Below are 24,642 nucleotides of genomic sequence, written 5' to 3' on the forward strand. Positions count from 1 at the left end.
CCGGCTCAGTAATGTCCGTTCTATAATTAAAATTTAATTTACATTAATGTCCCACAAATTCAAAGAATGAGAAACCACTGCAACCAATTATTTAATAAAAGATAGATGTTACTAAACCCGCTCAGTAACATGACATAAAATATTCATTAGAAAATATAAGGCAAAAAATTAAAGGCTAACGTCCGGAATGCGCATATTCGAGACATAAGCTTCAAAGTAATAATGCTTGTATTGCATTCTATTTTATATTGAAAAATAAAAATCCCTTATCATGGATAGTTATTTAGCACTCATTACTTTTCAAAAATTTAATACTAATCAATACTCATAACATCCTTTATTGCGTCTTCTAGCCCGTCTTGATTTAATTTGTTCATCTCAACGTCATAACACTTATAACTAGGACCATTGCTTACAGACCAATCTTCAAATTGAATTACCTTCATCGTTTTGCCATCTGGCGGGAGGAGAAAATCTAAAAGCCGATTAGTAAGATCCTCATGGTGACTGGTAATTATAACCTGTCTTTTTGCTGTATCATCCTCATTAGCATAAGCTAATTTTCTGAGTAACACTGAGGCTGGAATCATCTGATTCATATCTAACGAAGTAGTAAAATCATCAAAACCAATTACTTTGTGGCCTAATCGTTTCGTAAGTACCAAGTTTAGATTTATTGTCCAACAAATAGCTAATTGAGATTTTTGCCCCGTAGATAGATCATCAAACTTAACACCAGAGTTTGTTTTAAACCCCCAGTTAACCCCTCTTCCATTATTTTCTAGAGTGATAGGTAAAAAGTCATCTGGAAAATGAAAACTAGCTAATAGTTGATTCATATTTGCAACAAGTAACTCCAACTCTACTTTAGGTATAGTGCCTATTAGTGAGAGAAATTGACTTTTTGAGCTAATTTCTGATTTACAAATAACATTTGCACTAGAAATCATCGATTCAACCACATCTAGTTTATCTAAGTCAGTAGCATTTTTTTCATCGTATTCTTTTTCTTTTTCAAGTTCCCCCCACTGTTGAAATGTATAACCTAACTCCTCAATAAGACCAATTTCATTTGATACTTCTTTTGCATCCTTCACCTGCGATTTAGTGAGTAGGTTTTCTACAAATTTTTGTAGCTCACTTAATGAAAAATAATCTTTTTCTAACATAGGTAATAATTGCTGCGCATTTTCTTCAATATCTCTCAGCACATTAAAGGCACGAACAAGAAGATTTAGTTCCCCAGATACTTCTTTTCCCTTGCTTTCAATATATAATAACTCAATTTTAATTTCCTCATTTCGTTTAACCGAAAGTATCATCAGTTCATTTAATTCAGTCTTCAGCTTTTGTTGAATAGATGATACATTTTCTTTATCCAAATGGTTATCCCATGCATGTAACCACTTATCTATATTTCCTTTAAAACTTTCAATCCAATCAATTACAGACAAGTTTTCATCTGAAATAATGACTTTTTGTTCAGATGAGTTTCGGTAATCTTTCCTTAACTTCTCTTGTTCTTTCTCAAGATTCTTTATACGTGATGAGTAAGCATTAACATTATCAATTGAAGTTAAGTGACCATTTAACATAGCACTTACAGTCGGTGTTATATATTTAAGACATAATGATTTATCAAAAGTTTCACTATCTGTTTTAGATTGTTTTATGAAAGAAAAGTTAATTGGAAGAAGCTGCAAATGTTTAAGTAAATTTTGGTTCAATTGAACTGGCTTTTCATCCCTATCTAAATTTTCTTGTTTAGGATTTTTGTACTCAAGTAAACTGGTTCCTATGTGTATAAATTTTTCAGCTAGTTTTGCTCCTACAGGTTCAACACGATTACTAATTTCACCAATTGATTTAACTAGATTATTTACTTGCGAAACCCAGCCACTTGATAAATTACCATTACTTATAATAAAGGTTCTCTCTTTCAATCTGAGCTTTATCTCAGATTCCTTAGGTAGTTGGTCTACTACTTCACTTATTTTTCCAGCTAAAATTTTTCGAGCCTTTTTATAATCTTTCTTATACTTCAAAGTATTTAATTGGTTCTGCCAATGGTTTAAATCTTGCTGTATTTCTTTCAAACCTTGCTTAATTTCAACGGATGGATTGCTCTGTGGCTCTAATAATTGAATCACTTCATTGCAAGCTAATGCTTTTACATTTTCTTGGTAAAAAAATGAAGACACTGTATTTAAATTCTGTCGGTCAACTGACCCTTTACCAATAACAGGAAATTCTTCTCCATTTATTCTTATGAATCCATTTTTCTCACCTGAAGTAATAGAATCACCATTATTTGTCTCTGGATGATTAAGTACCCAATCAAGTGCTTCAAGTAGCGTTGTTTTACCTACCCCATTTTTTCCTGTGATAAGTATTAGATCCGCATTTAAGTCAAAAACTCTAGGTTCACCATTTTCTGTTTGACGATAACCTTTATAGTTTTTTAGTTCTATTTTATTTATAAATTCAATATTATTTCGCAAAGTCATGCCCCTCAACTAGTTCATAACCAAGAACATTATTTATGTCTTTTAGCAACTCATCTCGCCAAAATATAGAAAATTGCCATGATTCACTCTCTTCTAAGACAAAAATTAGATTTTCAACATACCTGTCAAACATTTGTGGAGAGGAACCTTTTGGTGGGTTTGAATAAACTAAAGCCTCTTTCACTAATTTAGACAAACCTTCTGCTGTTATTTTTACCGGATTATAACCGCCTGTTTTTAATGGAGAGAGCCATCTTTGTTTTATCTCGTCTGTAGTTTGACCTTTATAAAGTTTAACTTCCTGCATCACAAAGCGACCACGGTGCCAATCTTGATCTCCCATAAGTTGATTCCATTCGTCTATTGGCTGTTCAACTTCTACAAGGATAATTAGAGGTGAAAACTGCTGATAATCACGTAATAGATCTGACAGTCTATCTATTAATCTGGCAAATATTATTTTAATATCATTCCAATCAACTTTTTCGCCAGATTGAATCTGCGATCTAAAAATTAATAAGTTGCATACCGAGCTACAATGAACTGAAATTGGTATTACTTGTTCTGTATTATTCTCAGATTGAGGTAGTTCTATATCTAAAATATTATTCATGCGTTTATTTCCCTCAAAAACGTCCGTTTTTTTATACTAGGTTGATTGGAAAAGTAATAGTTTGTTGGGGACTCTATTGCATCTTTTATGGTTGCAGCTACCGACTCCATGTTTCCTTCATATGACTTGCTAGTGAATATATGTTTCCAGTTCAAAGTAATAATTGTTTCTAGTGTTATCGACCCAGTTTTATTATTAACGTTTTTTATTCTTTCCATATTAGGAATAGAGTGAATTCTTGCCAGTCCAAGCTTTAGTATTAAGTGAGTATTACCCATTAACTTATTAGCTCTTTCCATACCCGTACTTTTTATTGGAAGATCATTTAAATAAAGCTCTTTTCTTACTGAATTTTTTGACTTTACATTAAGCAATAACCCTCGCTCCGGGTCACCATCGTTCTCTGTAGATACATAACCTCTTAATAAAAAAATTAGTAAAACAAATTCAGATATTAATGCCTGGTTATTAATTACAGGTTCATAGTAATCAGAAGAATTTCCTTTCAGTTGAGAAAGACAATGAACTAACATTTCAAATTTATTACTATTTTTTTGATCAACTGTTGGAGCAGTGAAAAAATCCTCTAACCAACTTGGGGATGTGGAGACAAAATTATTATCACCTTTTTTTCCGTGTTCAAATGAAGTGAGTGCGTGAGTCAAAATAGTTGACGAAAATGGAATGATTGATGTGAAACTAGCATTTGCAGATTGTGCACTCGATCTTAGTGCTTCAATCACTTTTGTTCTTATTATACGTTCATAGAGGAAATGCCATAATAAATCAGCAGAAAGATTTTTGTTAAGTTCAGGGTGGCGGATTATTAATTCATCCCCCTGTTTGGCCGCTTGTTTATGGTGCTGAGCATAAGTTTTAACAATTTGCTGTTGATGAAAACTTGGTTGGGGATCAAAAGTCGCAACTATAGGAGCATTCAAAGTTTCTAGCAATTTTCGACCATTATTTATAGGATCATCAGTATATTCATCAAGTACCGTTTGAAGTGTATGATGAACCTGAGGCTCATCACTTCCGAATCCAATAAATAGTAATGAGTTGCTACGTAACCTATCGCGAAATAGATCAGCTGCCCATTGCCTATTTCGCCATTTCTGAAGTTGTCGTTCCGTTAATAGTATCAATTCACATTTTTCTGGTTCGCTAGCATCACCTAGATTTTTTGCACAACCATTAATTTTATAAACTTGTAAGCGATTCAGGTCATCCGATTGAACACCTCTACTACGGTAATCATCTAAACTAGTTATAACATCTGTATTTTTTCCGGAAGTAACAAGGTCATAAGCTTTTTCAAAATTACAATCATAATTAGTTGTTAAAATTTCTGACAATAAGCCTTCTCTTGCAAGTTTTGCTATATACATATGGGCAGGTGTAGGTAGTAAATCCTTATATTTTGCAATTTTTAAAAGCTTAACTAAACTTTGATATGCATCTTTTAATGAATCAAATTCCCACAAAAAAAGTTCACATAAATGACCTAGCTTTTTGGCTTTTCCTGCCATAAATACATCGCAAAAAAAACAATTAAAGTGACATAAGTCTTGCTCTACTATTTTGAGGTCAAACTTAGAAAGTTCTTCAATACATCCCCATTTACAAACGTTTCCATGGAGAGACTTGTCATAACGTGCAAACCTTTTTTTTGTTAATTCTTTTTTTAAGGCACCTACCATCCAATCAACATTGTGGACATTTTCGTTATCGGGGTCTTTACTAGATAGTGAAATTCCAGCTCCGGCTACCGGAACACATCTTTTATTCAAGATTTGAGAGACTAAATAGTCAAATGAATTGTCTGCTAGCATCCTGCTAATGTCCTCTGAAAATTTGATGTATTAACTTTTAAAATATAAACATTTATGCGGGAACTATGCGTAACTTTAAAGATAATTAAATGAATTACATAGGTTTTACCCCGAAACACAAAGTTTGTCCAATAATTAGTAGTTTGTTCTGTTTTATATGATAAACATAGAAAATTTATTGCTAAAAATTTTAATCTAATGTCTGCTATAGCGCACCAAGAAGTCGTTAGCATTTGATTAATTTAGAAACCAGAAACTGAACCGCTTGGGGTAGATTAATTTGGTTAACTCATACCACAAAGAAGACATAAGCTATTACAGCTAATTGGACAGGTTGGATTAGATTTTGTATCGATAACGCCCTATTAACAAGCAAAGAATAGCTGGTTAAAATTAGCGACGAAGGAGTAAAATCAACTGTTTTTTCGCCTTTTGTAATAACTTGTTATGCCGATTTTGGCGGTGGTGGCGGTACGAGTGGTGGTGGTGGTGGCAATATTTTCTGCTGGTTATCAAAATGTACTTCTTTTAGATGTTTACACAACCCATCAAAATCTGGGAACATTGTCATATCATTGATCCCCATTAAATTTAATTCTTTCATGACATGACTACGTTCAGAAGCAGGCATATCAAATTGCCATAATAATTCACCGCCTACATTGTGGCGCTTAGATAGTATAAATGTTTGCAAGTCTGATACGTTGGTCAGTGTTGTTACTCCCATTTGTCTAGACATTCGGGGATTATCAGTAACAAATGGAACAAAATTACTTACAAATTCGGAAGGAATCAGTAAATCACTCTGAGCCTTGAAAGTACTCCCCCAACGATCAATGTCAAATATGAATACTGAAACCATTTCATTTGGCTTAGGAGTTAATGATGCTCCTTTAAAAGCAAAGTAAGCTGCAATATAAGGAGATAATGTCCAATCTAATAACGGAGTTGGGAATCCATGGTGTTGCAATCTAGCTAATAGATTTCCAAATTCTTGACTGTCAGTAAGGTTTACTGGTTTATCAAAGCTTGAAACCTGATGATTTACATCCTGCATAATACTGGTTAGGTACTTTTCCATTGATATATTTTTGTTAGTAATACTTCTGTGAAAGCTAGTTTTTAGTTTCCATGAACTATCACTTTGACCTCTAAAGTAATACTTGTTTCCTGTATTTATATTAGTGCCAACCCAACCTTTAAAGTCATTCCAATTGCTAGACATGAAACCACACTCTCCTGTAGGTATAACGCCGTTTTAAGCGGACTAAAATTATTGGTTATAATGTGTCGTAGAGCGAAATCAATCAACTATTTTAGTTTGGTTTTAAACGCGCTTGTTATATTTTCTTACTAGACTTTGGCTTATAAGTCCCATTTTTATAGTTAATGTTTGATGTGAAATTAGTCAATACAAGACCAATTAATACCAACGTATACATGGATTGTATAATGACCAATAACTTTGACTCTGAATTTTTAGGAAGCATATCGCCATAACCAATTGTAGTTGCGGTAATAAAACTAAAGTAAATTGCATCCACAGTGTTTTTTAAACCTGTAATACAGGCAAAACCTTCATATAAAACAGCAAAGCTTAAGCATATTTCTACATAATTGATCATAACCATTAAGTAGGAACGCTTATTCGAAATTGGACTGACATAAAAAGAACAAGGTAGGACATCCACAAACTTGAAATAATAAGGTAGGACATCCATAAACTTGATATATAAACAAAGCTACCTATAGTTAAAGATTCAAGCCGTTAATGATCAAGGAATGATTATGACACAATCACGCTGTAGCCAAATATCATTGCAGGATACCTGTTATTACCACTTAATCTCCAATAAGGTAGGACATCCACAAACTTGATATATAAACAAAGCTACCTATAGTTAAAGATTCAAGCCGTTAATGATCAAGGAATGATTATGACACAATCACGCTGTAGCCAAATATCATTGCAGGATACCTGTTATTACCACTTAATCTCCCGCTGTGTAAGGCGTGCTTTTCTTTGTGGTGTCGATAAACAAACTAAGCAGAGCTTTGAACACCGTAGGCAATGGATGGTTGACCGTATCAGGTTCCTTAGCACTGTTTTTTCCATTGATGTTGCCGCGTATGCGGTGATGTCAAATCACTACCATTTAGTGGTACATGTTAATCAAGCACAAGCGAAAGAGTGGACGATTGAAGAGGTATGTCAACGTTGGGGGCAGTTATACCAATGTCACCCTCTGGTTAAACGTTTGCTAATGAATACCAGCAGTTGCCAAGCTGAAGTTGATTGTGCTTTAGTAATCATTGAAAAATGGCGTCTGCAACTTACCGATATTTCATGGTTAATGCGTAACTTAAATGAATATATTGCTAGGAAAGCGAATAAGGAAGATGTCTGCAAAGGACGATTCTGGGAAGGCAGGTTTAAATCTCAAGCCTTACTCGATGAAAAAGCGGTGCTAGCATGCATGGCCTATGTTGACTTAAATCCAATACGAGCCAAAATAGCCTATACCCCAGAGACATCAGAATTCACCTCTATTTTTGAACGCATTCACGGTAAAGCAAGCAATAAGGATAGCATTAACGAAATGTCTTCGACAACGAAGCCCTTACTGGGTTTTATCGGTAACTCTCATCAAGACTCACCTTGCGGTATTGCTTTTTCCCTACTGGATTACCTGACCTTAATTGAAGCAACAGGAAAGATTATCAGAGAAGATAAGAAAGGTTACATAGCTGAGAATACTCAGCCGCTTTTACAACAGCTTGGTATTAACAGTGAAGACTGGCTAGCGTTAGCCCAACACTTTGGTAAAACGTATCACCAAGCAGTTGGCTCGCTAGATAAGCTAGCCCAATTTGCCTGTCATACTAATAAAAAATGGATAAGTGGGCATCGACAGCAATTATCTATTTTTCACTAAGAATAACTTCAGTATATTGTTATTTTAGGCCTATTTTTAATGGGACTAAAAATCTGTATTTAAAGGTTTATGAAATTACCATAATACATAGAAATTAATACGTATTGTATTGATATGCAAAGTGGTTTGTTACTAGTAATGACTATACGATTGGTAGGTTTTAATGGCCTAAAAATGTTGTACTACAATATGAAAATGGTGGGCCTTCGCAGACTTGAACTGCGGACCTGCCGATTATGAGTCGGATGCTCTAACCAACTGAGCTAAAGGCCCATTTTCACATTTATGGCCTGGGTATTCTAATGCCTTTATTAATACGTTCAAATGTATGAACTAACAAAGCGGGTGCAGTATAAGCATTTTTTATTTTGTTGTCACCTACTGAACTTTAAATAGTTATGCTTTTTTTACTAACCGCTTATTTCTTAAACAACTAAGCACCTTCAAGGGCTAAAAACGATAGGTTAAACCAACACTTACTTCAGTTTGAAACCAAATATCGCTAGAAATGTATATTGCACAATTTTCTTCATCACAAAATATTGCACTATCAGAGTTGAAGAAGGTTCCGTATAAGCGACTATCTAACCTTAAACTCAAACTTTCGGTGAGCTCTATTTTACTTGCTAAGCCAACATTCACCGAAAAACGAGTTTCATCACTAAGTTGATCATCTTTAGGAGCTAAATGAGTTAAACCAAAACCACCCGTAACATAAAATGGAATAGGCCCATCAGAGACAGGCACGTTACCACCGATGTGGGCATAAGTAATACCAAGTTCGGTATTACTTGCTGAGAAGTCATCTGAAGCTGAGAAATTAGTATTGTAATGACTAATTAAGAATTCACCTTGACGTTTACGATCAAAAGACCAAGCCGTTAATAAGCCATAACTGGTTTCTTCACTTAACTCGATACGATTATGTACCTTGTCTCGAGTCGTATCAAAATCTCCACCAAAACGGTAACCAATTAATGGGGTAATTTCAAAATTCAAAGCTTGTTTTGCCACAGAAGGCATCGAAGTGATAACAAGTGCACAAGCGATAGCGATAAAAACGCGCATATAAGTTCCTTATCTTAGAAAGTAAAAAGAGTAAGCTAGGGTTACTAACTTACTCTTTTTTATGTCTATTTAAAATAGAATTTAAAACAGAATTTAAATAATATTTTAAACTTTAGTATTTATTCACCGTCTAAGAAGCTTTTTAGCTGCTCTGAGCGAGAAGGATGACGTAACTTGCGTAACGCCTTCGCTTCAATTTGACGAATACGCTCACGTGTTACGTCAAATTGTTTGCCTACTTCTTCCAAAGTATGGTCAGTATTCATATCAATACCAAAACGCATTCTAAGTACTTTAGCTTCACGAGCTGTTAAGCCAGCAAGTACTTCATGAGTAGCACCTTTAAGATTTTCTGAAGTCGCTGAGTCAACTGGAAGTTCACCACTACCATCTTCAATAAAGTCACCTAAGTGTGAATCTTCATCATCACCGATTGGCGTTTCCATTGAAATAGGCTCTTTTGCTATTTTCAATACTTTACGAATCTTATCTTCAGGCATAACCATACGTTCAGCTAATTCTTCTGGCGTAGGCTCACGTCCCATCTCTTGTAACATTTGACGAGAAACACGGTTTAGTTTGTTAATCGTTTCAATCATATGCACAGGAATACGAATGGTACGTGCTTGGTCAGCAATAGAACGGGTAATTGCTTGACGAATCCACCACGTTGCATAAGTTGAGAACTTATAACCACGTCGGTATTCGAACTTATCAACCGCTTTCATCAAGCCGATATTACCTTCTTGAATTAAATCAAGGAACTGTAAACCACGGTTGGTGTATTTTTTAGCAATTGAGATAACTAAACGTAAGTTTGCTTCAACCATTTCTTTTTTGGCACGACGCGCTTTTGCTTCACCAATTGACATACGACGGTTAATGTCTTTAATGCCATGAATATTAAGGTGCGTTTCTTCTTCAATTTGATTTAGTTTGTAGATACAACGTTCTACATCTAACTCGACATCGCCAAGCTTAGTTGAGTATGGCTTGCCGGCAGATTTTTCTGCTTCAAACCATTCTTTTGAGGTTTCATTACCTGGGAATAATTTAATAAAGGTTGTTTTAGGCATACTCGCACCAACAACACAGTGTTTCATGATCAAACGCTCTTGAACACGTAATCTGTCCATCATGCTACGCATGTTTTTAACTAACTTATCAAATAACTTAGGGATCAAACGGAATTCTTTAAAGACTTCAGCTACTGCATCGATAGCTTCTTGGGCATCTTTATGACCGCGACCGTGTTTTTCGATAATTTTGTTGGAATGTTCATATGCTTCGCGTAAAGCAGTAAACTTCTCACGTGCTAATTCGGGGCAAGGACCAGTATCTTCTTCTTCCTCATCCTCATCGTCATCAGATTTATCTTCATCAGCCAGCTCATCTTTCGATAATTCGCTACCTACATGAGTTGCAGCAGCGGGTACATCTTCTTCTTCAGCATCAGGGTCTAGAAAGCCTGTGATAATATCAGTTAGACGAAGCTCTTCTGCTTCAAAGTTATCCCACATGTCTAGTAAAAAATTTATTGCAGGCGGGTATTCAGAAACACTACGCTGTACTTCTTTGATACCTTCTTCTATACGTTTAGCGATAACGATTTCGCCCTTACGTGTTAGAAGCTCAACGGTACCCATTTCACGCATATACATACGTACGGGATCTGTTGTACGACCAATTTCACTTTCAACGGTAGCCAATGCTTGAGCTGCAGCTTCGGCTGCATCTTCATCAGTATTGCCTTCGCTCATCATCAAGGTATCTTGATCCGGCGCATTTTCAAATACTTGAATGCCCATATCATTGATCATACTAACGATATCTTCAACTTGATCAGAGTCAATAATGTCTTGTGGAAGATGATCATTAACTTGAGCAAATGTTAAATAACCTTGTTCTTTACCTTTGGTTATCAGCTCTTTAAGTCTAGATTTAGGGGCTTGTTCCATTGACGAGTGTCCACCTGTATTATATAAATATGGGATGTAAAGTATGCGTTTTAAATATTAGCAAAGGCTAATAAATGACGCAATAAAGCCGGAAATTATAGCGAATTTTTTAGACAGTTACCAGCAAATATCCTGTCTTAATCGCTTGTTAAAGTTTTAAGCTAAAATAATAGCTTAAAACTCATTCATGCTTGCTAAGTATAGCTAAAACTAGCCGTTAAGCATTGAGTATTGCTTGTAGCTCTTGCTTTTCTTGTACAGTCATTTGTCCAGCTCGGGCTTTTTGTAATAATACTTCAGCACGTTGCTCAACAAAGTCATTCAGTAACTTTTCAATACTATCAAGAAACACATCTATAGCAGCATCAGCCTCAACATGATGTTGCCAACACATCAATTTGGCTAATTGCGTTCCCTGCTCAGTACCACGAAAGTACTCTAGTAATTGTGGTGGCTTAATATCAGGATTTTGCTGACAAACACCAAGCACCTGCATTAACAATGTTATACCTGGCGCAGTTAATGGCTGTAATACAGCAATATCATCTAAGTTACTTGCTATATGGGGGTGCTCTAACAATAAAGCAAGAGCTAACCTTACTGGCGTAACTTTTGTGCGCGCTTTATTCTTAGGCTTGGCAACTTCACCTTTTATATTTTTAGTGAATTTTGCTAAAAACTGTTCACTACCCGTACCAAAGTTATTCGCTATTTCATTAAGCATGGCATCTTTTAAAATGCTATCAGGTAACTTGGCTAAATAGGGCTGGAATGACTCAACTAAAGCCGCCCTTCCCTCAAGAGAGCCCATATCAACTTGTTGCATTAAGTGCTCAAACAAGAATTTAGATAACGGCATAGCCTTATCAAGAATATCTTCAAAGGCTTTTTGCCCTTGTTTTCTGATCAAAGAGTCAGGGTCTTCACCATCAGGTACAAAAACAAACCTCAACGAGAAACCATCACGAATGAGTGGTAAGGCATTTTCCATAGCACGCCATGCTGCATCTCGCCCTGCTCTATCACCATCGTAACAACAGATGACATCAGGCACAGTACGAAATAGGGTTTGTAACTGTTCGAAAGTTGTCGCTGTGCCAAGTGATGCAACCGCGTAATCAACTCCGTGTTGCGCCAAAGCAACAACATCCATATAACCTTCAACAACAACCAACCGCTTAAGTTGTTTATTGGCTTGTTTTGCTTCATGTAAGCCATAAAGCTCTTTGCCTTTATTATAAAGGCTCGTTTCTGGCGAGTTTAAATACTTGGGTTTTTCATCACCTAAAACACGACCACCAAAACCAATGACTCGACCACGCTTATCGCTGATTGGAAACATGATGCGACCACGAAACCGATCATAAGGGCGTTTTTTATCACCAGAAATGGCCATTCCTAGATCGATTAATTGTTGATTGGCTTGGCCATTGCGCGAGAAGGAATTCATCATACCGTCCCAAGCATCACTGATATAGCCAATAGCAAAACGCTTAACTACTTCACCACTAAGTCCGCGACCTTTTAAATAATCGATAGCCTTGTCTTTATCACTAGCAACTTTTAATTGTTGTTGGAAAAACTGACTAATTTGCGCCATGAGCTCATAGTCATCTTGTTTTTTCTGGTAAATTTGTTGCTGTCTACGTTGCTCTGCAGGGCTAGCAGTATTCTCTTCTCGAATAACGTCCATACCGCAATGAGAAGCAAGTTCTTCAATGGCATCAACAAAATCGAGTCGATCAAATTCCATCAAAAAAGAGATAGCATTACCGTGTTCGCCACAGCCAAAACAGTGATAAAACTGCTTATCTTGACTTACCGTAAAAGAGGGGGATTTTTCATTATGAAATGGACAACAGGCTTGATAGTTTTTACCTGCCTTTTTTAATGGCACTCTACCATCTACTAGCTCAACAATATCTGCTCGGCTAAGTAAATCATCAATAAATTGTCGAGAAATGCGTCCAGCCATAGTTTTAAAAAATCATCATCATCAAAGGAAAAATATCACCTAGCTATTCTACACAATAACGGTGAGGAAGTTGTCGGAATTTTTAGCTCTCAGCTAAATAAAGATAAGGAAAAACACATAAAAAAACCGCAATAGCCGAAGCCGTTGCGGTTTTATTTAATGTACTAAAAGCAGTATTAGCTATAAAGCTTTAACTATAACGCTTGCAGACTAGCACGAACTTGACCGCTTACCGCGCCCATATCAGCTTTGCCTTGCATTAAAGGTTTTAACACCGCCATTACCTTGCCCATATCAGCCATAGAGGCAGCTCCGGATTCAGCAACAGCTTTACTTATTAATTCATTGATTTCTTCTGCACTAAGCGGTTGCGGCATGAAAAATTCGATAGCAACTACTTCAGCCGCTTCTTTCTCTGCCAATTCATCACGACCACCTTCGCTAAACATTTTAATTGACTCTTTACGCTGTTTAACCATTTTGGTTAGCAAGGCAATAATATTGTCATCTGTCGCTTCGATTTTGTGATCAATTTCTGCTAGTTTTATTGCAGAAAGTGCCATGCGAATGACACCAAGACGTAACTTGTCTTTGGCGCGCATAGCAATTTTCATTTCATCTTTGAGTTGTATTAGAAGTGACATTTTCTCTCCTTAATAGGCAATCTCTTAGAATAGTTATACTAAGATATTTCTTAGTACATGCGAACGCGACGAGCGTTCTCACGAGAAACTTTTTTCGCAGCACGTTTAACAGCAGCGGCTTTCTTACGTTTACGTTCCCAAGTCGGCTTTTCATAAGATTCGCGACGACGAACTTCTGAAAGGATTCCTGCTTTTTCACATGAACGTTTAAAACGACGTAATGCAACGTCAAATGGTTCGTTTTCTCTTACTTTAATTACTGGCATGTACTTTATTACCTTAGGGTAGCTATATAAATTGGTGACTGATTTCGACTGAACAATACAAATAGTTGTAATGTTTGCCTCATCCACACCCACTCTATTAAAAATTGGTGCCATATTCTACTGCTAACCGCGTAGCAATGTAAAGCGTAATTTAATAACATTTAGCTAATTACGCTGGTGTCTATCTTATAAACAAAGTAAAATTGCCGCGCCGGTTTTGAATCTGCTTTAAACAAGTAATTACTGGCTATTTTTGCTATTTTTTGATCCTTCCTTTTAAGCTTTTTTTGAGATTATATATTTATGCGTATTTTGGGTATTGAGACTTCTTGTGATGAAACAGGCATCGCCATTTATGATGACGGCCAAGGTGATAGTCCCGAAGGTATACTCGCCCACCGCCTATATAGTCAAATTGCCGTTCATGCCGATTACGGTGGCGTGGTACCTGAGCTTGCTTCAAGAGATCATGTTCGTAAAACGATTCCTCTGATCAAAGAAGTATTAGCCGATGCCAACCTTACTCCACAAGATTTAGACGGCGTTGCTTACACTGCAGGTCCGGGTTTAGTTGGCGCATTACTAGTAGGTTGTTCAATTGGCCGAAGTTTAGCTTATGGCTGGGATTTACCTGCCGTACCTGTGCATCACATGGAAGGTCACTTATTAGCACCTATGCTTGAAGATGATGTGCCTGAATTTCCTTTTGTCGCTTTATTAGTGTCTGGTGGACATACCATGTTAGTACGTGTCGACGCTATTGGTGAATATAAATTACTGGGTGAATCGGTTGATGATGCCGCTGGTGAAGCTTTTGATAAAACCGCAAAATTACTAGGGCTAGATTACCCTGGTGGTCCTGCGTTATCTAAGATGGCTGAAAGTGGACTTGCCGGACGCTTTAAATTACCTCGTCCGATGACAGACAGACCAGGATTAGATTTTAGCTTTAGTGGTTTAAAAACAGCTGCGGGCACGTTAGTGCGAAAAGAGTGTATTAACATTGAACCGACTTTATCGGACAGTCAATTAAAGCAAACCCATGCTGATATCGCCCATGCGTTTCAACATGCGGTAGTCGAGACCTTAGCAATAAAATGTAAACGTGCGCTACAACAAGAGAAGTTAAGTCGATTAGTCATTGCCGGTGGTGTTAGTGCCAACACAGCGCTACGTGAGAAACTTGGCGTAACGACTAAAAAACTTGGCGGCAGCGTTTTTTATCCTCGACCTGAGTTTTGTACTGATAACGGTGCCATGATAGCTTATGCTGGTTTGCAGCGTTTAAAAGCCGGTACTGATGCTGACTTAACCTTTAAAGCCAACCCAAGATGGGCGCTAGATTCATTACCACCGGTAAAATAGCAAATTATCGATAGTATACCCTGAGTTTTGTACCGCTAATATTCGGGACTACATGATAGCTTATGCCGGTTTGCAGCGTTTAAAAGCCGGTACTGATGCTGACTTAACCTTTAAAGCCAACCCAAGATGGGCGCTAGATTCATTACCGCCGGTAAAATAGCAAATTATCGATAGTATACCCTGAGTTTTGTACCGCTAATATTCGGGACTACATGATAGCTTATGCCGATTTTCAGCGTTTAAAAGCCGGTACTGATGCTGACTTAACCTTTAAAGCCAACCCAAGATGGGCGCTAGATTCATTACCGCCGGTAAAATAGCAAATTATCGATAGTATACCCTGAGTTTTGTACCGCTAATATTCGGGACTACATGATAGCTTATGCCGGTTTGCAGCGTTTAAAAGCCGGTACTGATGCTGACTTGACTTTTAAAGCCAACCCGAGATGGGTGCTAGGTTCATTGCCGCTGGTAAAATAGCAAGCAAGTTTATGTGTCGCCCTTAATTTTGAATAACTCAGATTAAGGGCTTTATTATATTTTATGGGTAATTTTGCTTTCTGTGCCTTTAAATAAACGTTTAATATTTTCGCGATGTCGAAATATTATTAGAGCACTAAGCATCAAGGTTGGATAAACATACAAAGGTTTTAAGAAATAGACAAAAACTGGCGCAATAGATACAGTGACAATAGCCGCTAAACTTGAATACTTAGTAAGCTTCACCACTAATACCCAAGTAAGAATTAATAACCCCCCCAAAGTAAAACCAATAGGTAACAAAGTACCTAGCGCTGTTGCTACTGCTTTCCCGCCTTTAAAATTAAAAAATATTGGATACATGTGACCTAAACAAGCGGCCACACCAATAAACCCTAAATATATTGGTTCTATTTTTAGAAAATACGCTCCCCATACAGGGATAGTACCTTTGAGAATATCTAAAAATAATACTGTTGCCGCAGTAAGCTTATTACTCATGCGCAAAACATTGGTCGCACCAGGATTTTTTGACCCCGTAGTTCTAGGGTCCGGCAAGCCTAAAAATTTGCACACTAATATTGCACTAGAAATAGAGCCAATAAAATAAGCAACAATGATCATAGTGAACGTGAGTAATAACATTTAAAAGACTAAATCCATTATTGGCATAAAAAGAATAGAATTATTATTCTATCTCCATCTCTGCTAGTTTTTCTAGCACTTCGCAGGTAAAATCGCTCCTTATTTTGTAACAATTGCATAATTACTGCAATAGTTCTTCTAACAACGTAACAGGTAAGTCATGGATAAGGTGTTTATTAAAGGTTTAAGTATTCAAACCACGATTGGTTTTTTTCAGTGGGAGAAAGAGATAAAACAAACCTTGGTCATTGATCTTGCCATGGGCTGGAATACTGCCAACGCTGCACAAAATGACGAATTAGCTAAAACCTTAGATTATGCCGATATTTCTTTAGCTATCGAACGATTTGCTAATGAAAACCCCGTTGATTTAATTGAAACGCTGGCAGAGCGTTTAGCGCACTATTTGATGACTCAATACCAAATTCCATGGCTAAAGCTCTTCATTGGAAAACCTGGCGCTGTACACAATGCCCAAACTGTTGGTGTAGAAATAGAACGTGGTAAACAAACCACAGAGACAATACTTTAATGGCTCAAATCTATATCTCATTAGGCAGTAATGTTGAACGTGAGCAAAATGTTAAACAAGGCTTAATCTCATTAGCTAAAGCATTTGATCTATCATTTGAACAGTTAACTTTATCTTCATTATTTGAATGTGAAGCGATAGGCTTTAATGGGCCTGATTTTTACAATATGGTGATAGGTATAAAATGCCGACACAGTGTCGAGCAGGTGGCTACTATGTTACGTGAAATAGAGTTTTTTCACGGTCGCGACCATAACGCAAAAAAGTTTAGTCCACGTACCTTAGACCTAGATTTATTATTATATGATAATTTAGTTATTGACCAACCGGCGCAGTTACCTCGCGATGAAATCACTAAAAATGCTTTTGTCTTATGGCCTCTGAGTCAAGTTGCACCTAAATTAGCCCACCCAATATTAAATAATTGTTATGAAAAATTGTGGCAAGATTACAATAAAAACACACAACAGCTTAGCATTGTCGCTAACTGCTGGTAGAGTGACCCGCATAAAACGTTCACATTACAAGTTAAAGGACAACTAACGACACATGACTACTTTAGAAATTATTATCCTTGCCCTATTGCAAGGGTTAACCGAATTTTTACCTATTTCCAGTTCTGCCCATCTCATATTGCCCTCTCAAATCTTAGGCTGGCAGGATCAAGGGTTAGCATTTGACGTTGCCGTACATGTAGGTACATTGTTAGCTGTGATAATGTATTTTCGCAAAGAAGTTGGTGTAATGGCTGTTGCCTGGTTAGGCACTGTTGATGTTGGCCCTGAAAAAGGTCGCGATAGTTTTGATGGTAAACTCGCTTGGTGGATTTTATTGGCAACAATTCCAGCAGGTTTATTTGGTTTATTAGGTAAAGACTTTATCGAAGAACATTTACGCTCAGCCTTAGTAATTGCCTCAACAACCTTATTGTTTGGCTTCCTTTTAGGCTTTGCTGATATAAAAGCAGGTAAGCGCACGACACATAAACCGATGGAAAAATTAGGCCTTAAAGGCGCAATGTTAATTGGCTTAGCACAAGCGATTGCTTTAATACCTGGTACATCTCGCTCAGGTATAACTATGACCATTGGTTTAATGCTGGGTTTAAGCCGTGATAACGCCGCTCGTTTTTCATTTTTACTTTCTATTCCAGCCATAGCAATGGCTGGGAGTTATTTAACCTTAAAATTGGTTTTATCCAGTGAAGCAGTTGATTGGTTTGCCATGGGCTTAGGCAGTTTGATAGCTTTTGTCAGTGCTTATGCTTGTATTCATTACTTCCTAATTTTATTAGAAAAATTAGGCATGATGCCATTTGTCATCTACCGGCTAGTCCTAGGCCTCGGCTTACTTTGGTTTATCTTAGGTTAGGCTCATCAAGTAAATAAAAAACATCACCGATGACATGTTAAAACGTTCCGTAGTTGTCCGTTTTATAGTGAAAATTTTAATAATTAAGATCATCAACACCAACACATTTGAGAAACAGATATGATTGCCGTTACCCTAGATAACTTTCAACAAGTCGTTGTAGAAGAGTCAAAAAGTAAATTAGTGCTGGTTAGCTTTTGGGCCCAACAAGTTCCCGAAAGTGTTGAGCTGCGAGATAAACTAGCCGCTAAGCTATCAGGATTAAGTCACCATATAACGTTGGCGACAGTAGATTGTCAAAGCCAAGGTCAGATCGCTGAGCAATTTGGCATTAAAGGCTTACCTACCGCTATTTTACTAAAAGATGCTCAGCCACTTGATGGTCTTTCCGGACCACAAGATGATGCTAGTATTGCTGAATTTTTAGGTAAACACTTGCCTAAGCAAGAAGATATATTATTAGGACAAGCGAAAGCAGCACTTAGCGATAATCAGCTGGTCGAGGCACAAAATGCCATCAGCCAAGCCTACCAAATTGATAATAGTCGTGCGGACATTAAATTAGTATTAATTGACGTTTACTTACAAACAGGAAAAACCGCTGAAGCGAAAGCATTATTAGACACCATAATGATGGTTGATCAAGATAGTGAATATCAAGCATTAGTAGCGAAAGTTGAACTAGCAGAGCAAGCGGAAAACTCACCTGAGATTAAAGCATTAGAAGCGCAATTAAAAACAGCACCTGACGATATTAATCTCAATCAGCAGCTTGCCACTCAGTACAGCCAAGTTAACCGCCAAGAAGAAGCCTTAACAATTTTATTTCGATTAGTTCAAGCAGGTGATGAGAGTACTAAAGAGAAAAGTAAAGAGCTATTTTTAGATGTATTAAAAGCCTTACCTGATGGCGCTCCTCTTGCCGCAAAATTTCGTCGAAAACTATATACGTTAATGTATTAATGCTTTGTGGTAATAGGTGATGTACTCATAACCTAATGTACTAAGCGTGGATAAATCACAATAAAAAGCCCGACTCATTTTAATCGTGAGTCGGGCTTTTTTAATATTCAGTTAAAAACTAGCTAGTGCTGGGCTAATATTTATGGCTTAGGGAATGTGCTCACTAGCAAGGTAATCGTGTGATTGCATTTCTTGTAAACGGCTTAAGCAACGCTTGAATTCAAAGGCTAAACGACCACCGCTATATAAGTCTTCTAAGGCCAATTCTGCAGACATGATTAGCTTTACATTGCGTTCATAAAACTCATCAACTAAGGCTATAAATCGGCGCGTGGTATCATCTGTATCAGGGCCCATTTCTTTAACATTAGCCATTAACACTGTGTTATACAGTTGACTAATCTCCATATAATCACCTTGGCTACGTGCACTTTCACAAAGTACAGAGAAGTCAAAATATACCACACCATCACTGACCAAAACAGTTTCTAATTGGCGATTATTAATCTCTATCGATTGCCCTGCTTTGCCATCATCTACAGATAGTTGCTTAAAATAATGTTTTAAGTTCTCCTCAGCTTGTACATCAAGGGGAAAATGAAATATTTCAGCTTGTTCTAGCGTTCTCAAGCGGTAATCAACGCCACTATCGACATTAACAATAAGGGTATGTTCGTTTATCAACTTTATTGCCGGTATAAATCGCTCTCGCTGTAAACCATTACGATACAGGTCATCAGGGATGATATTAGATGTTGCCACTAAGGTGACATTATGGGCAAATAACTCTTCAAATAAAGTACCTAAGATCATGGCATCAGTTATGTCTGAGACAAAAAATTCGTCAAAGCAAATTATTTGAGTTTCATCAGCAAACTTTTTAGCAATGATTTTCAGTGGATCAGATTGTCCAGTTAACGCTTTTAATTCTTGATGTACCCTGTGCATAAAACGATGAAAGTGCACACGTGTTTTATTAGTAAAAGGTAAGCTGTCATAAAAGGTATCAACCAAGTAGGTCTTGCCTCGACCAACGCCTCCCCAAAAATATAAGCCTTTAATGGGCTTCTGCTCTTGTTTTTTATATATTTTTTTCCAGCGATTAAGTACTTTTTTAAAACCTGATACTGCTAAGGGTTTGTTTTGTAAATCGTCATATAAACGCTGAAGATGAATAACAGCATTTTCTTGTGCCGCATCAAAAAGAAAATCATCTCTAGTTAAATCTTGCTTATATTTATTAATAGGAGAGAGCTTTATCATTGAGAGCCTATGTAATTTAAATCAATACTTAATGGTACATATATCCGTTACCATTCACTTGAAAAAGAGCTATTTTTTAAGATATTTAACTAAGCATTAGCTCAGCAAATTGTTTTGATGGTAGTATAATCTATCTCGGCACCATATTTATACCAAACAAGCACCATATTTACCCAAACGAATTAATTTCTCTTCACAATGTAAGGTACACCCTATGAATATAGTAATCGCTCTAGTCATTTTTATCATCGGCGGCATTGGTGGTTTTTTCGCAACTCGTCTTCTTTCTAATAGCAACCAAGAACAACGTAAATTAGCTGAACAAGTCAACAAAAGTGAAGCGGCTTTAGATCAGTACAAGCTAGATGTTGCCGATCATTTATCAAGTTCCGCCAAGTTATTGGAACAAATGAACAGTACTTGTCAAACGGCAATGAAACAGATGCAAGAGAGCACTCAATTATTACAACAAGCAACGACTGTTGAAGTAGAAAACATGCCGTTTTTCTCTGCTGAGACTCAACAGCAACTTGCGCAAACAGCGACATTACGTCATCAAAAAAGAAGCACTGATACGGTTGATTCTATCACTGAAGCACCACTAGATTATTCTGATAACCCAAGCGGTTTATTCGCCGATCAGAAGCAAACAGTTACAACTGCAGAGTAATTTGATACTCACTCGACTGAACTAAAGCCTTTTAGAGCAGTCTATTTGGGAGTATTTATAAAAGTTAACTGTTGTTAACTTTTTTTGTTGAAATAACAATAATTCTCGGAGAACTCTTAAATATGAAAAATCCAGCTAAATTATCAAAGTCGAAGCATTCTAAATTATCCCTAGTTATCAGTGCGGCAATATTTTCATCTACGCTAGCGCTATCTAGCGCTCCTGCCCTAGCCAATTGGCCAGCACAAGTAGATGGACACGTTATGCCAAGTTTGGCTCCTATGCTTGAACATGCCACGCCCGCTGTTGTCAGTATCTCAGTAATAGGTACTCATAAAGTACCACAAGAAAATGTACCTGATGCCTTCAAGTTTTTCTTTGGCAATAAAGGACAAAACCAGCCACAACAACGACCGTTTCGCGGGTTAGGCTCAGGCGTAATTATTGATAGCGACAAAGGTTATATTGTTACTAATAACCATGTTATCGAAAATGCCGATCAGATAATGATCACATTAAAAGATGGCCGTCAATTAGAAGCTAAAAAATTAGGCAGTGATGCAAAGAGTGATATTGCCTTACTGCAAATAGAATCTGAAAATATAAGTGAAATTAAACTGGCCGATTCCGATAACTTACGTGTCGGCGACTTCACTGTGGCTATTGGTAGCCCTTTTGGCTTAGGGCAAACAGTAACCTCAGGCATTGTTAGTGCCCTTGGCCGTAGTAACTTGAATATTGAGCATTATGAAGACTTTATTCAAACTGACGCGGCAATAAACAGTGGTAACTCGGGTGGTGCTCTCGTTAACTTACGCGGTGAATTAATTGGTATAAATACAGCTATTTTAGGGCCAGGTGGCGGCAATGTAGGTATTGGTTTTGCTATTCCTAGTAATATGATGCACAACCTCATTAAGCAAATAATTGAATTTGGTGAAGTACATCGCGGTATTCTTGGTGTATCAGGTCGCAGTGTTAATAGCGAGATTGCCAAGGCTATGGAGTTAAATATCAGTCAAGGTGGTTTTATTGAGCAGGTAATGCCCGACTCAGCCGCTGATGAAGCAGGTATTAAGGCCGGTGATGTGATCATTGCAGTGAACGGTAAAAAAATTAAAAGCTTCTTTGAACTTCGTGCAAAAATAGGTTCAATTGGCGCTAATAAAAAAGTCAAATTAACAGTAATAAGAGATGGCGATGATAAAATTTTTACAGTTAAATTAAAGCAAGACCAAAGTAGCGAGATTACCGCAGCAAGTATTCACCGTATGTTAGATGGTGCTCAATTAGAGAATGATACTAAGAGGAAGGCTGTAATTATAGAACAAATTGCTAAAGACTCACCAGCGCAAATTGCTGGGTTAAAAGCAGGCGATATAATCACTGGTGTTAACCGCAGCCGTATTAAAGATATTGCACAACTGCGTGACTTCCTTAAAGATAAAACTGGTGTACTAGCGCTAAACATTGTTCGCGATAATCATGCCCAATATATTATGATCCGATAATAAGCTATTTTAAATTGTTAGCTTTCCATCTTAGACTGATGATATTGACAGCAAGGCATTAAAAATTGCAGTCAATATCATCAGCTTGTTTTATGTTACACTAAAAAATATTAGTACAGATAAAATAAGATACCCTTTGAAATTCTTCTCTTCAATCAAATATACCTTCACAGCAATCAGTTACGGCGTCTTATTGGCGGTAGCATTATTGCTGCTCATGCCAGGATTAATCCCCGGACTAGATGATACCAGTTTAGCTACTAGCCTCTTCAAGGGTAGTCAAGCACAACAAGCTCCATTATCTTTTGCCAAAGCAGTTAGCATATCCAGCCCTGCCGTTGTCAATATTTACTCTGAACAAATTGAAGTGAACCCCCAATATGGCCGTAAAGCCCGTAAAAGCACTCGTTTGGGCTCAGGGGTAATTATGGATACACATGGATATATTTTAACTAACCTGCATGTCATTCGCCAAGCAGACCTTATTCAGGTACTACTGCAAAGTGGTCAAATATACCCAGCCGAACTCATAGGCTTTGATCACTACACTGACTTAGCTGTTTTAAAAGTCAACGCAAGTAACTTGCCAGTGATACCACAAAAAGAGCAACAAACATCATTAGTAGGCGATATCGTACTTGCCATAGGTAATCCACTCAATTTGGGCCAAACCGTAACTCAAGGCATAATTAGCGCGACCGGCCGTAATGGTCTTAGCAACACCAGTTACTTAGAGTTTTTACAGATGGATGCTGCTATCAATGAGGGCAACTCAGGTGGTGCACTTATTAACAGCAATGGCATTTTAGTGGGTATCAATTCAAGAAAGTTTACCCAGTCTAATCCACAACTATCTATTCAAGGTATTTTCTTCGCCGTACCCTATCAATTGGCTTTTAAAGTAATGCGTCAAATCATTGAAAACGGTAAAGTAGTGCGTGGTTGGTTGGGCATTTCCACACAAAATTACCATAGAGAATTAAAAGGTTTTGTTGTTGATGAGATTATGAATAATAGCCCTGCACAAGCTGCCGGCATTAAAGTAGGTGACGTGGTATATCAGATCGATAATATGTTAATTGATAGCGTCACTAGTGCTTTAGATATAATTGCTGAAACCCCGCCCAACACTGAGCTAACCTTTAAGATTTATCGACAAGGTAATGCGATTGAAGCCAAAGTGAAAATCATTGAATTATCTAACTAAACTCGCTGTATAATCTCAGAGAATTAAAACGGGTATACTGCTACAGATAAGCATACAAAACATTATATATTGCTAACTTTTACTACATTTAAAAAAGGCAGACTGTATTACTACAGTCTGCCTTTTTATTTTTACATTGCTCGTACTAACACGGATCAGATTTAATCCATTGGTTAATTAACCACAGCTATTATGAATCTAATTCGAGCAAATATTTTACTAAGTTTTGGTAATCTTGCTCAAAATTATTCTTATCTAATTTGGCCGAATTGATACGGTACTTACCGTTAACAAAAATTGCAGGAACCCCTGTTAATGCACGTTTACCACTCATGGTGTCTTGGTTTTTCTTTAGTGATTTCGCTTGTGAATTGACACTAAAACTTTTCATCAGTTTATCGAATTTATCACCATCAGCGCCATTTAGAACAAAGATATTACGCAAATCTTTTTCTGACGTTATGACCGCACGTTGAACATGAATATAGTTAAATACCGCACCAATTAATTTATCTCCATTACCTAACTGCTCAGCGACGATAGTTGATTTAGTAATCATCTGCTGAATTTTAGGGCTAGCACCACGAAGAAAATCTACATGATTACGTTCAAATTTAACGCCTTTAGGTAAGCTTTTTTTAATACCATGCATTAATGGCTCAGACTTAAAACAGTGACCACAGTAGACAGAGAAGTATTCTCTGACTTCTTGTTTCTTGGTTGCCTGCTCATTCACTTTAGTATATTGCTCACCCTCAGTATATTGGGTAGCTGCAGCGTTTACCGATAAAGCCAACAACGGCATTAACAAAAGAGATTTAAGTATTTTATTCATT

The 24,642-nt window shown here is 37.1% G+C and carries 22 protein-coding genes, 1 tRNA gene and 2 pseudogenes; 11 read left to right on the plus strand and 14 right to left on the minus strand.

Annotated features, from left to right (window positions below):
* Nucleotides 1-314: 314 nt before the first annotated feature.
* The 5 genes from GAB14E_RS06380 to GAB14E_RS25670 form a co-directional block, all read right to left on the minus strand.
* On the minus strand, nt 315-2,501 hold the full coding sequence (locus GAB14E_RS06380) for an AAA family ATPase (RefSeq protein WP_033083467.1): 2,187 nt from the start codon (nt 2,499-2,501) through the stop codon (nt 315-317).
* A complete protein-coding gene (locus GAB14E_RS06375; RefSeq protein ID WP_033083418.1) occupies nt 2,491-3,120 on the minus strand; it encodes a hypothetical protein in 630 nt (209 codons plus the stop codon). Before GAB14E_RS06375 ends, GAB14E_RS06380 begins: the two co-directional genes overlap by 11 nt.
* Nucleotides 3,117-4,952, minus strand: coding sequence for an SIR2 family NAD-dependent protein deacylase (locus tag GAB14E_RS06370; protein ID WP_033083419.1), 1,836 nt, complete (start codon nt 4,950-4,952; stop codon nt 3,117-3,119). Before GAB14E_RS06370 ends, GAB14E_RS06375 begins: the two co-directional genes overlap by 4 nt.
* Nucleotides 4,953-5,397: 445 nt before the next feature.
* Nucleotides 5,398-6,177 carry an FRG domain-containing protein gene (locus GAB14E_RS06365; protein ID WP_033083420.1) on the minus strand — a complete coding sequence of 260 codons (780 nt, stop codon included), beginning with the start codon at nt 6,175-6,177 and terminating at the stop codon, nt 5,398-5,400.
* A gap of 115 nt (nt 6,178-6,292) precedes the next feature.
* A complete protein-coding gene (locus GAB14E_RS25670; RefSeq protein ID WP_414734065.1) occupies nt 6,293-6,673 on the minus strand; it encodes a potassium channel family protein in 381 nt (126 codons plus the stop codon).
* 216 nt (nt 6,674-6,889) lie between these two features.
* Here GAB14E_RS25670 and GAB14E_RS06360 point away from each other — a divergent pair, with 216 nt between their 5' ends.
* Nucleotides 6,890-7,888, plus strand: a complete 999-nt coding sequence (locus tag GAB14E_RS06360; protein ID WP_033083422.1) for a transposase — start codon at nt 6,890-6,892, stop codon at nt 7,886-7,888.
* Between the two features lie 196 nt (nt 7,889-8,084).
* Here the strand turns inward: GAB14E_RS06360 and GAB14E_RS06355 are convergent.
* The 6 genes from GAB14E_RS06355 to rpsU form a co-directional block, all read right to left on the minus strand.
* A tRNA-Ile gene (locus tag GAB14E_RS06355) sits at nt 8,085-8,161 on the minus strand.
* Between the two features lie 177 nt (nt 8,162-8,338).
* Entirely contained in the window at nt 8,339-8,956 is a 618-nt protein-coding gene (locus GAB14E_RS06350) for an outer membrane beta-barrel protein (protein ID WP_033083423.1), read from the minus strand.
* Between the two features lie 119 nt (nt 8,957-9,075).
* Nucleotides 9,076-10,914 carry an RNA polymerase sigma factor RpoD gene (gene rpoD / locus GAB14E_RS06345; protein WP_033083424.1) on the minus strand — a complete coding sequence of 613 codons (1,839 nt, stop codon included), beginning with the start codon at nt 10,912-10,914 and terminating at the stop codon, nt 9,076-9,078.
* Nucleotides 10,915-11,131: 217 nt separating this feature from the next.
* Nucleotides 11,132-12,889 (minus strand): DNA primase, encoded by a 1,758-nt coding sequence (dnaG, locus tag GAB14E_RS06340; RefSeq protein ID WP_033083425.1) that lies wholly within the window; start codon nt 12,887-12,889, stop codon nt 11,132-11,134.
* A 194-nt stretch (nt 12,890-13,083) separates the two neighbouring features.
* Nucleotides 13,084-13,533: a GatB/YqeY domain-containing protein gene (locus GAB14E_RS06335; RefSeq protein ID WP_033083426.1), complete on the minus strand. Its 450-nt coding sequence runs from the start codon at nt 13,531-13,533 to the stop codon at nt 13,084-13,086.
* Between the two features lie 50 nt (nt 13,534-13,583).
* A complete protein-coding gene (gene rpsU / locus GAB14E_RS0123280) occupies nt 13,584-13,799 on the minus strand; it encodes a 30S ribosomal protein S21 (protein WP_011045067.1) in 216 nt (71 codons plus the stop codon).
* Nucleotides 13,800-14,102: 303 nt separating this feature from the next.
* Here rpsU and tsaD point away from each other — a divergent pair, with 303 nt between their 5' ends.
* From tsaD to GAB14E_RS24905, 3 genes and pseudogenes are all read left to right on the plus strand, one after another.
* Nucleotides 14,103-15,164, plus strand: coding sequence for a tRNA (adenosine(37)-N6)-threonylcarbamoyltransferase complex transferase subunit TsaD (gene tsaD, locus GAB14E_RS06330; RefSeq protein ID WP_033083427.1), 1,062 nt, complete (start codon nt 14,103-14,105; stop codon nt 15,162-15,164).
* 10 nt (nt 15,165-15,174) lie between these two features.
* Nucleotides 15,175-15,324 (plus strand): annotated as a pseudogene (locus GAB14E_RS24900) (tRNA (adenosine(37)-N6)-threonylcarbamoyltransferase complex transferase subunit TsaD); the annotation flags it as partial.
* Nucleotides 15,325-15,334: 10 nt separating this feature from the next.
* Nucleotides 15,335-15,484 (plus strand): annotated as a pseudogene (locus GAB14E_RS24905) (tRNA (adenosine(37)-N6)-threonylcarbamoyltransferase complex transferase subunit TsaD); the annotation flags it as partial.
* A gap of 214 nt (nt 15,485-15,698) precedes the next feature.
* On the opposite strand, the gene plsY reads toward GAB14E_RS24905, so the two are convergent.
* The gene (gene plsY / locus GAB14E_RS06325) at nt 15,699-16,289 is read right to left on the minus strand and encodes a glycerol-3-phosphate 1-O-acyltransferase PlsY (protein ID WP_033083428.1); all 591 of its coding nucleotides are present in this window, start codon (nt 16,287-16,289) and stop codon (nt 15,699-15,701) included.
* Nucleotides 16,290-16,449: 160 nt separating this feature from the next.
* Between plsY and folB the strand changes: the two genes are divergently transcribed.
* From folB to GAB14E_RS06305, 4 genes are all read left to right on the plus strand, one after another.
* Nucleotides 16,450-16,821 (plus strand): dihydroneopterin aldolase, encoded by a 372-nt coding sequence (gene folB, locus GAB14E_RS06320; protein ID WP_033083429.1) that lies wholly within the window; start codon nt 16,450-16,452, stop codon nt 16,819-16,821.
* Complete coding sequence (folK, locus tag GAB14E_RS06315; RefSeq protein ID WP_033083430.1) at nt 16,821-17,318, plus strand: 2-amino-4-hydroxy-6-hydroxymethyldihydropteridine diphosphokinase; 498 nt, start codon at nt 16,821-16,823, stop codon at nt 17,316-17,318. Before folB ends, folK begins: the two co-directional genes overlap by 1 nt.
* Nucleotides 17,319-17,370: 52 nt before the next feature.
* Nucleotides 17,371-18,192 (plus strand): undecaprenyl-diphosphate phosphatase, encoded by an 822-nt coding sequence (locus tag GAB14E_RS06310; RefSeq protein ID WP_033083431.1) that lies wholly within the window; start codon nt 17,371-17,373, stop codon nt 18,190-18,192.
* A 120-nt stretch (nt 18,193-18,312) separates the two neighbouring features.
* Nucleotides 18,313-19,155, plus strand: coding sequence for a tetratricopeptide repeat protein (locus GAB14E_RS06305; protein ID WP_033083432.1), 843 nt, complete (start codon nt 18,313-18,315; stop codon nt 19,153-19,155).
* 147 nt (nt 19,156-19,302) lie between these two features.
* Here GAB14E_RS06305 and zapE read toward each other — a convergent pair whose 3' ends face one another.
* Nucleotides 19,303-20,418, minus strand: a complete 1,116-nt coding sequence (gene zapE, locus GAB14E_RS06300; protein ID WP_033083433.1) for a cell division protein ZapE — start codon at nt 20,416-20,418, stop codon at nt 19,303-19,305.
* A gap of 214 nt (nt 20,419-20,632) precedes the next feature.
* Between zapE and GAB14E_RS06295 the strand changes: the two genes are divergently transcribed.
* The 3 genes from GAB14E_RS06295 (at nt 20,633) to GAB14E_RS06285 (ending at nt 23,806) form a co-directional block, all read left to right on the plus strand.
* A complete protein-coding gene (locus tag GAB14E_RS06295) occupies nt 20,633-21,088 on the plus strand; it encodes a Z-ring associated ZapG family protein (protein ID WP_033083434.1) in 456 nt (151 codons plus the stop codon).
* A 122-nt stretch (nt 21,089-21,210) separates the two neighbouring features.
* Nucleotides 21,211-22,599, plus strand: a complete 1,389-nt coding sequence (locus GAB14E_RS06290; protein WP_052093893.1) for a Do family serine endopeptidase — start codon at nt 21,211-21,213, stop codon at nt 22,597-22,599.
* A 136-nt stretch (nt 22,600-22,735) separates the two neighbouring features.
* Nucleotides 22,736-23,806, plus strand: coding sequence for a trypsin-like peptidase domain-containing protein (locus tag GAB14E_RS06285; RefSeq protein ID WP_033083435.1), 1,071 nt, complete (start codon nt 22,736-22,738; stop codon nt 23,804-23,806).
* A 190-nt stretch (nt 23,807-23,996) separates the two neighbouring features.
* Here the strand turns inward: GAB14E_RS06285 and GAB14E_RS06280 are convergent, their stop codons facing one another.
* Nucleotides 23,997-24,641 (minus strand): thiol:disulfide interchange protein DsbA/DsbL, encoded by a 645-nt coding sequence (locus GAB14E_RS06280; protein ID WP_033083436.1) that lies wholly within the window; start codon nt 24,639-24,641, stop codon nt 23,997-23,999.
* Nucleotide 24,642 lies beyond the last annotated feature (1 nt).

The organism is Colwellia psychrerythraea (assembly GCF_000764185.1).
GTDB classification, from domain to species: Bacteria; Pseudomonadota; Gammaproteobacteria; order Enterobacterales; family Alteromonadaceae; genus Colwellia; species Colwellia psychrerythraea_B.

Excerpts from the sequence above, each read along its gene's own strand:
- GAB14E_RS06375 (WP_033083418.1), bottom strand. The coding sequence starts at position 3,120 with ATGAATAATATTTTAGATATAGAACTACCTCAATCTGAGAATAATACA.
- GAB14E_RS06370 (WP_033083419.1), bottom strand. The coding sequence starts at position 4,952 with ATGCTAGCAGACAATTCATTTGACTATTTAGTCTCTCAAATCTTGAAT.
- GAB14E_RS06365 (WP_033083420.1), bottom strand. The coding sequence starts at position 6,177 with ATGTCTAGCAATTGGAATGACTTTAAAGGTTGGGTTGGCACTAATATA.
- GAB14E_RS25670 (WP_414734065.1), bottom strand. The coding sequence starts at position 6,673 with ATGGATGTCCTACCTTATTATTTCAAGTTTGTGGATGTCCTACCTTGT.
- GAB14E_RS06360 (WP_033083422.1), top strand. The coding sequence starts at position 6,890 with ATGACACAATCACGCTGTAGCCAAATATCATTGCAGGATACCTGTTAT.
- GAB14E_RS06350 (WP_033083423.1), bottom strand. The coding sequence starts at position 8,956 with ATGCGCGTTTTTATCGCTATCGCTTGTGCACTTGTTATCACTTCGATG.
- rpoD (WP_033083424.1), bottom strand. The coding sequence starts at position 10,914 with ATGGAACAAGCCCCTAAATCTAGACTTAAAGAGCTGATAACCAAAGGT.
- dnaG (WP_033083425.1), bottom strand. The coding sequence starts at position 12,889 with ATGGCTGGACGCATTTCTCGACAATTTATTGATGATTTACTTAGCCGA.
- GAB14E_RS06335 (WP_033083426.1), bottom strand. The coding sequence starts at position 13,533 with ATGTCACTTCTAATACAACTCAAAGATGAAATGAAAATTGCTATGCGC.
- rpsU (WP_011045067.1), bottom strand. The coding sequence starts at position 13,799 with ATGCCAGTAATTAAAGTAAGAGAAAACGAACCATTTGACGTTGCATTA.
- tsaD (WP_033083427.1), top strand. The coding sequence starts at position 14,103 with ATGCGTATTTTGGGTATTGAGACTTCTTGTGATGAAACAGGCATCGCC.
- plsY (WP_033083428.1), bottom strand. The coding sequence starts at position 16,289 with ATGTTATTACTCACGTTCACTATGATCATTGTTGCTTATTTTATTGGC.
- folB (WP_033083429.1), top strand. The coding sequence starts at position 16,450 with ATGGATAAGGTGTTTATTAAAGGTTTAAGTATTCAAACCACGATTGGT.
- folK (WP_033083430.1), top strand. The coding sequence starts at position 16,821 with ATGGCTCAAATCTATATCTCATTAGGCAGTAATGTTGAACGTGAGCAA.
- GAB14E_RS06310 (WP_033083431.1), top strand. The coding sequence starts at position 17,371 with ATGACTACTTTAGAAATTATTATCCTTGCCCTATTGCAAGGGTTAACC.
- GAB14E_RS06305 (WP_033083432.1), top strand. The coding sequence starts at position 18,313 with ATGATTGCCGTTACCCTAGATAACTTTCAACAAGTCGTTGTAGAAGAG.
- zapE (WP_033083433.1), bottom strand. The coding sequence starts at position 20,418 with ATGATAAAGCTCTCTCCTATTAATAAATATAAGCAAGATTTAACTAGA.
- GAB14E_RS06295 (WP_033083434.1), top strand. The coding sequence starts at position 20,633 with ATGAATATAGTAATCGCTCTAGTCATTTTTATCATCGGCGGCATTGGT.
- GAB14E_RS06290 (WP_052093893.1), top strand. The coding sequence starts at position 21,211 with ATGAAAAATCCAGCTAAATTATCAAAGTCGAAGCATTCTAAATTATCC.
- GAB14E_RS06280 (WP_033083436.1), bottom strand. The coding sequence starts at position 24,641 with ATGAATAAAATACTTAAATCTCTTTTGTTAATGCCGTTGTTGGCTTTA.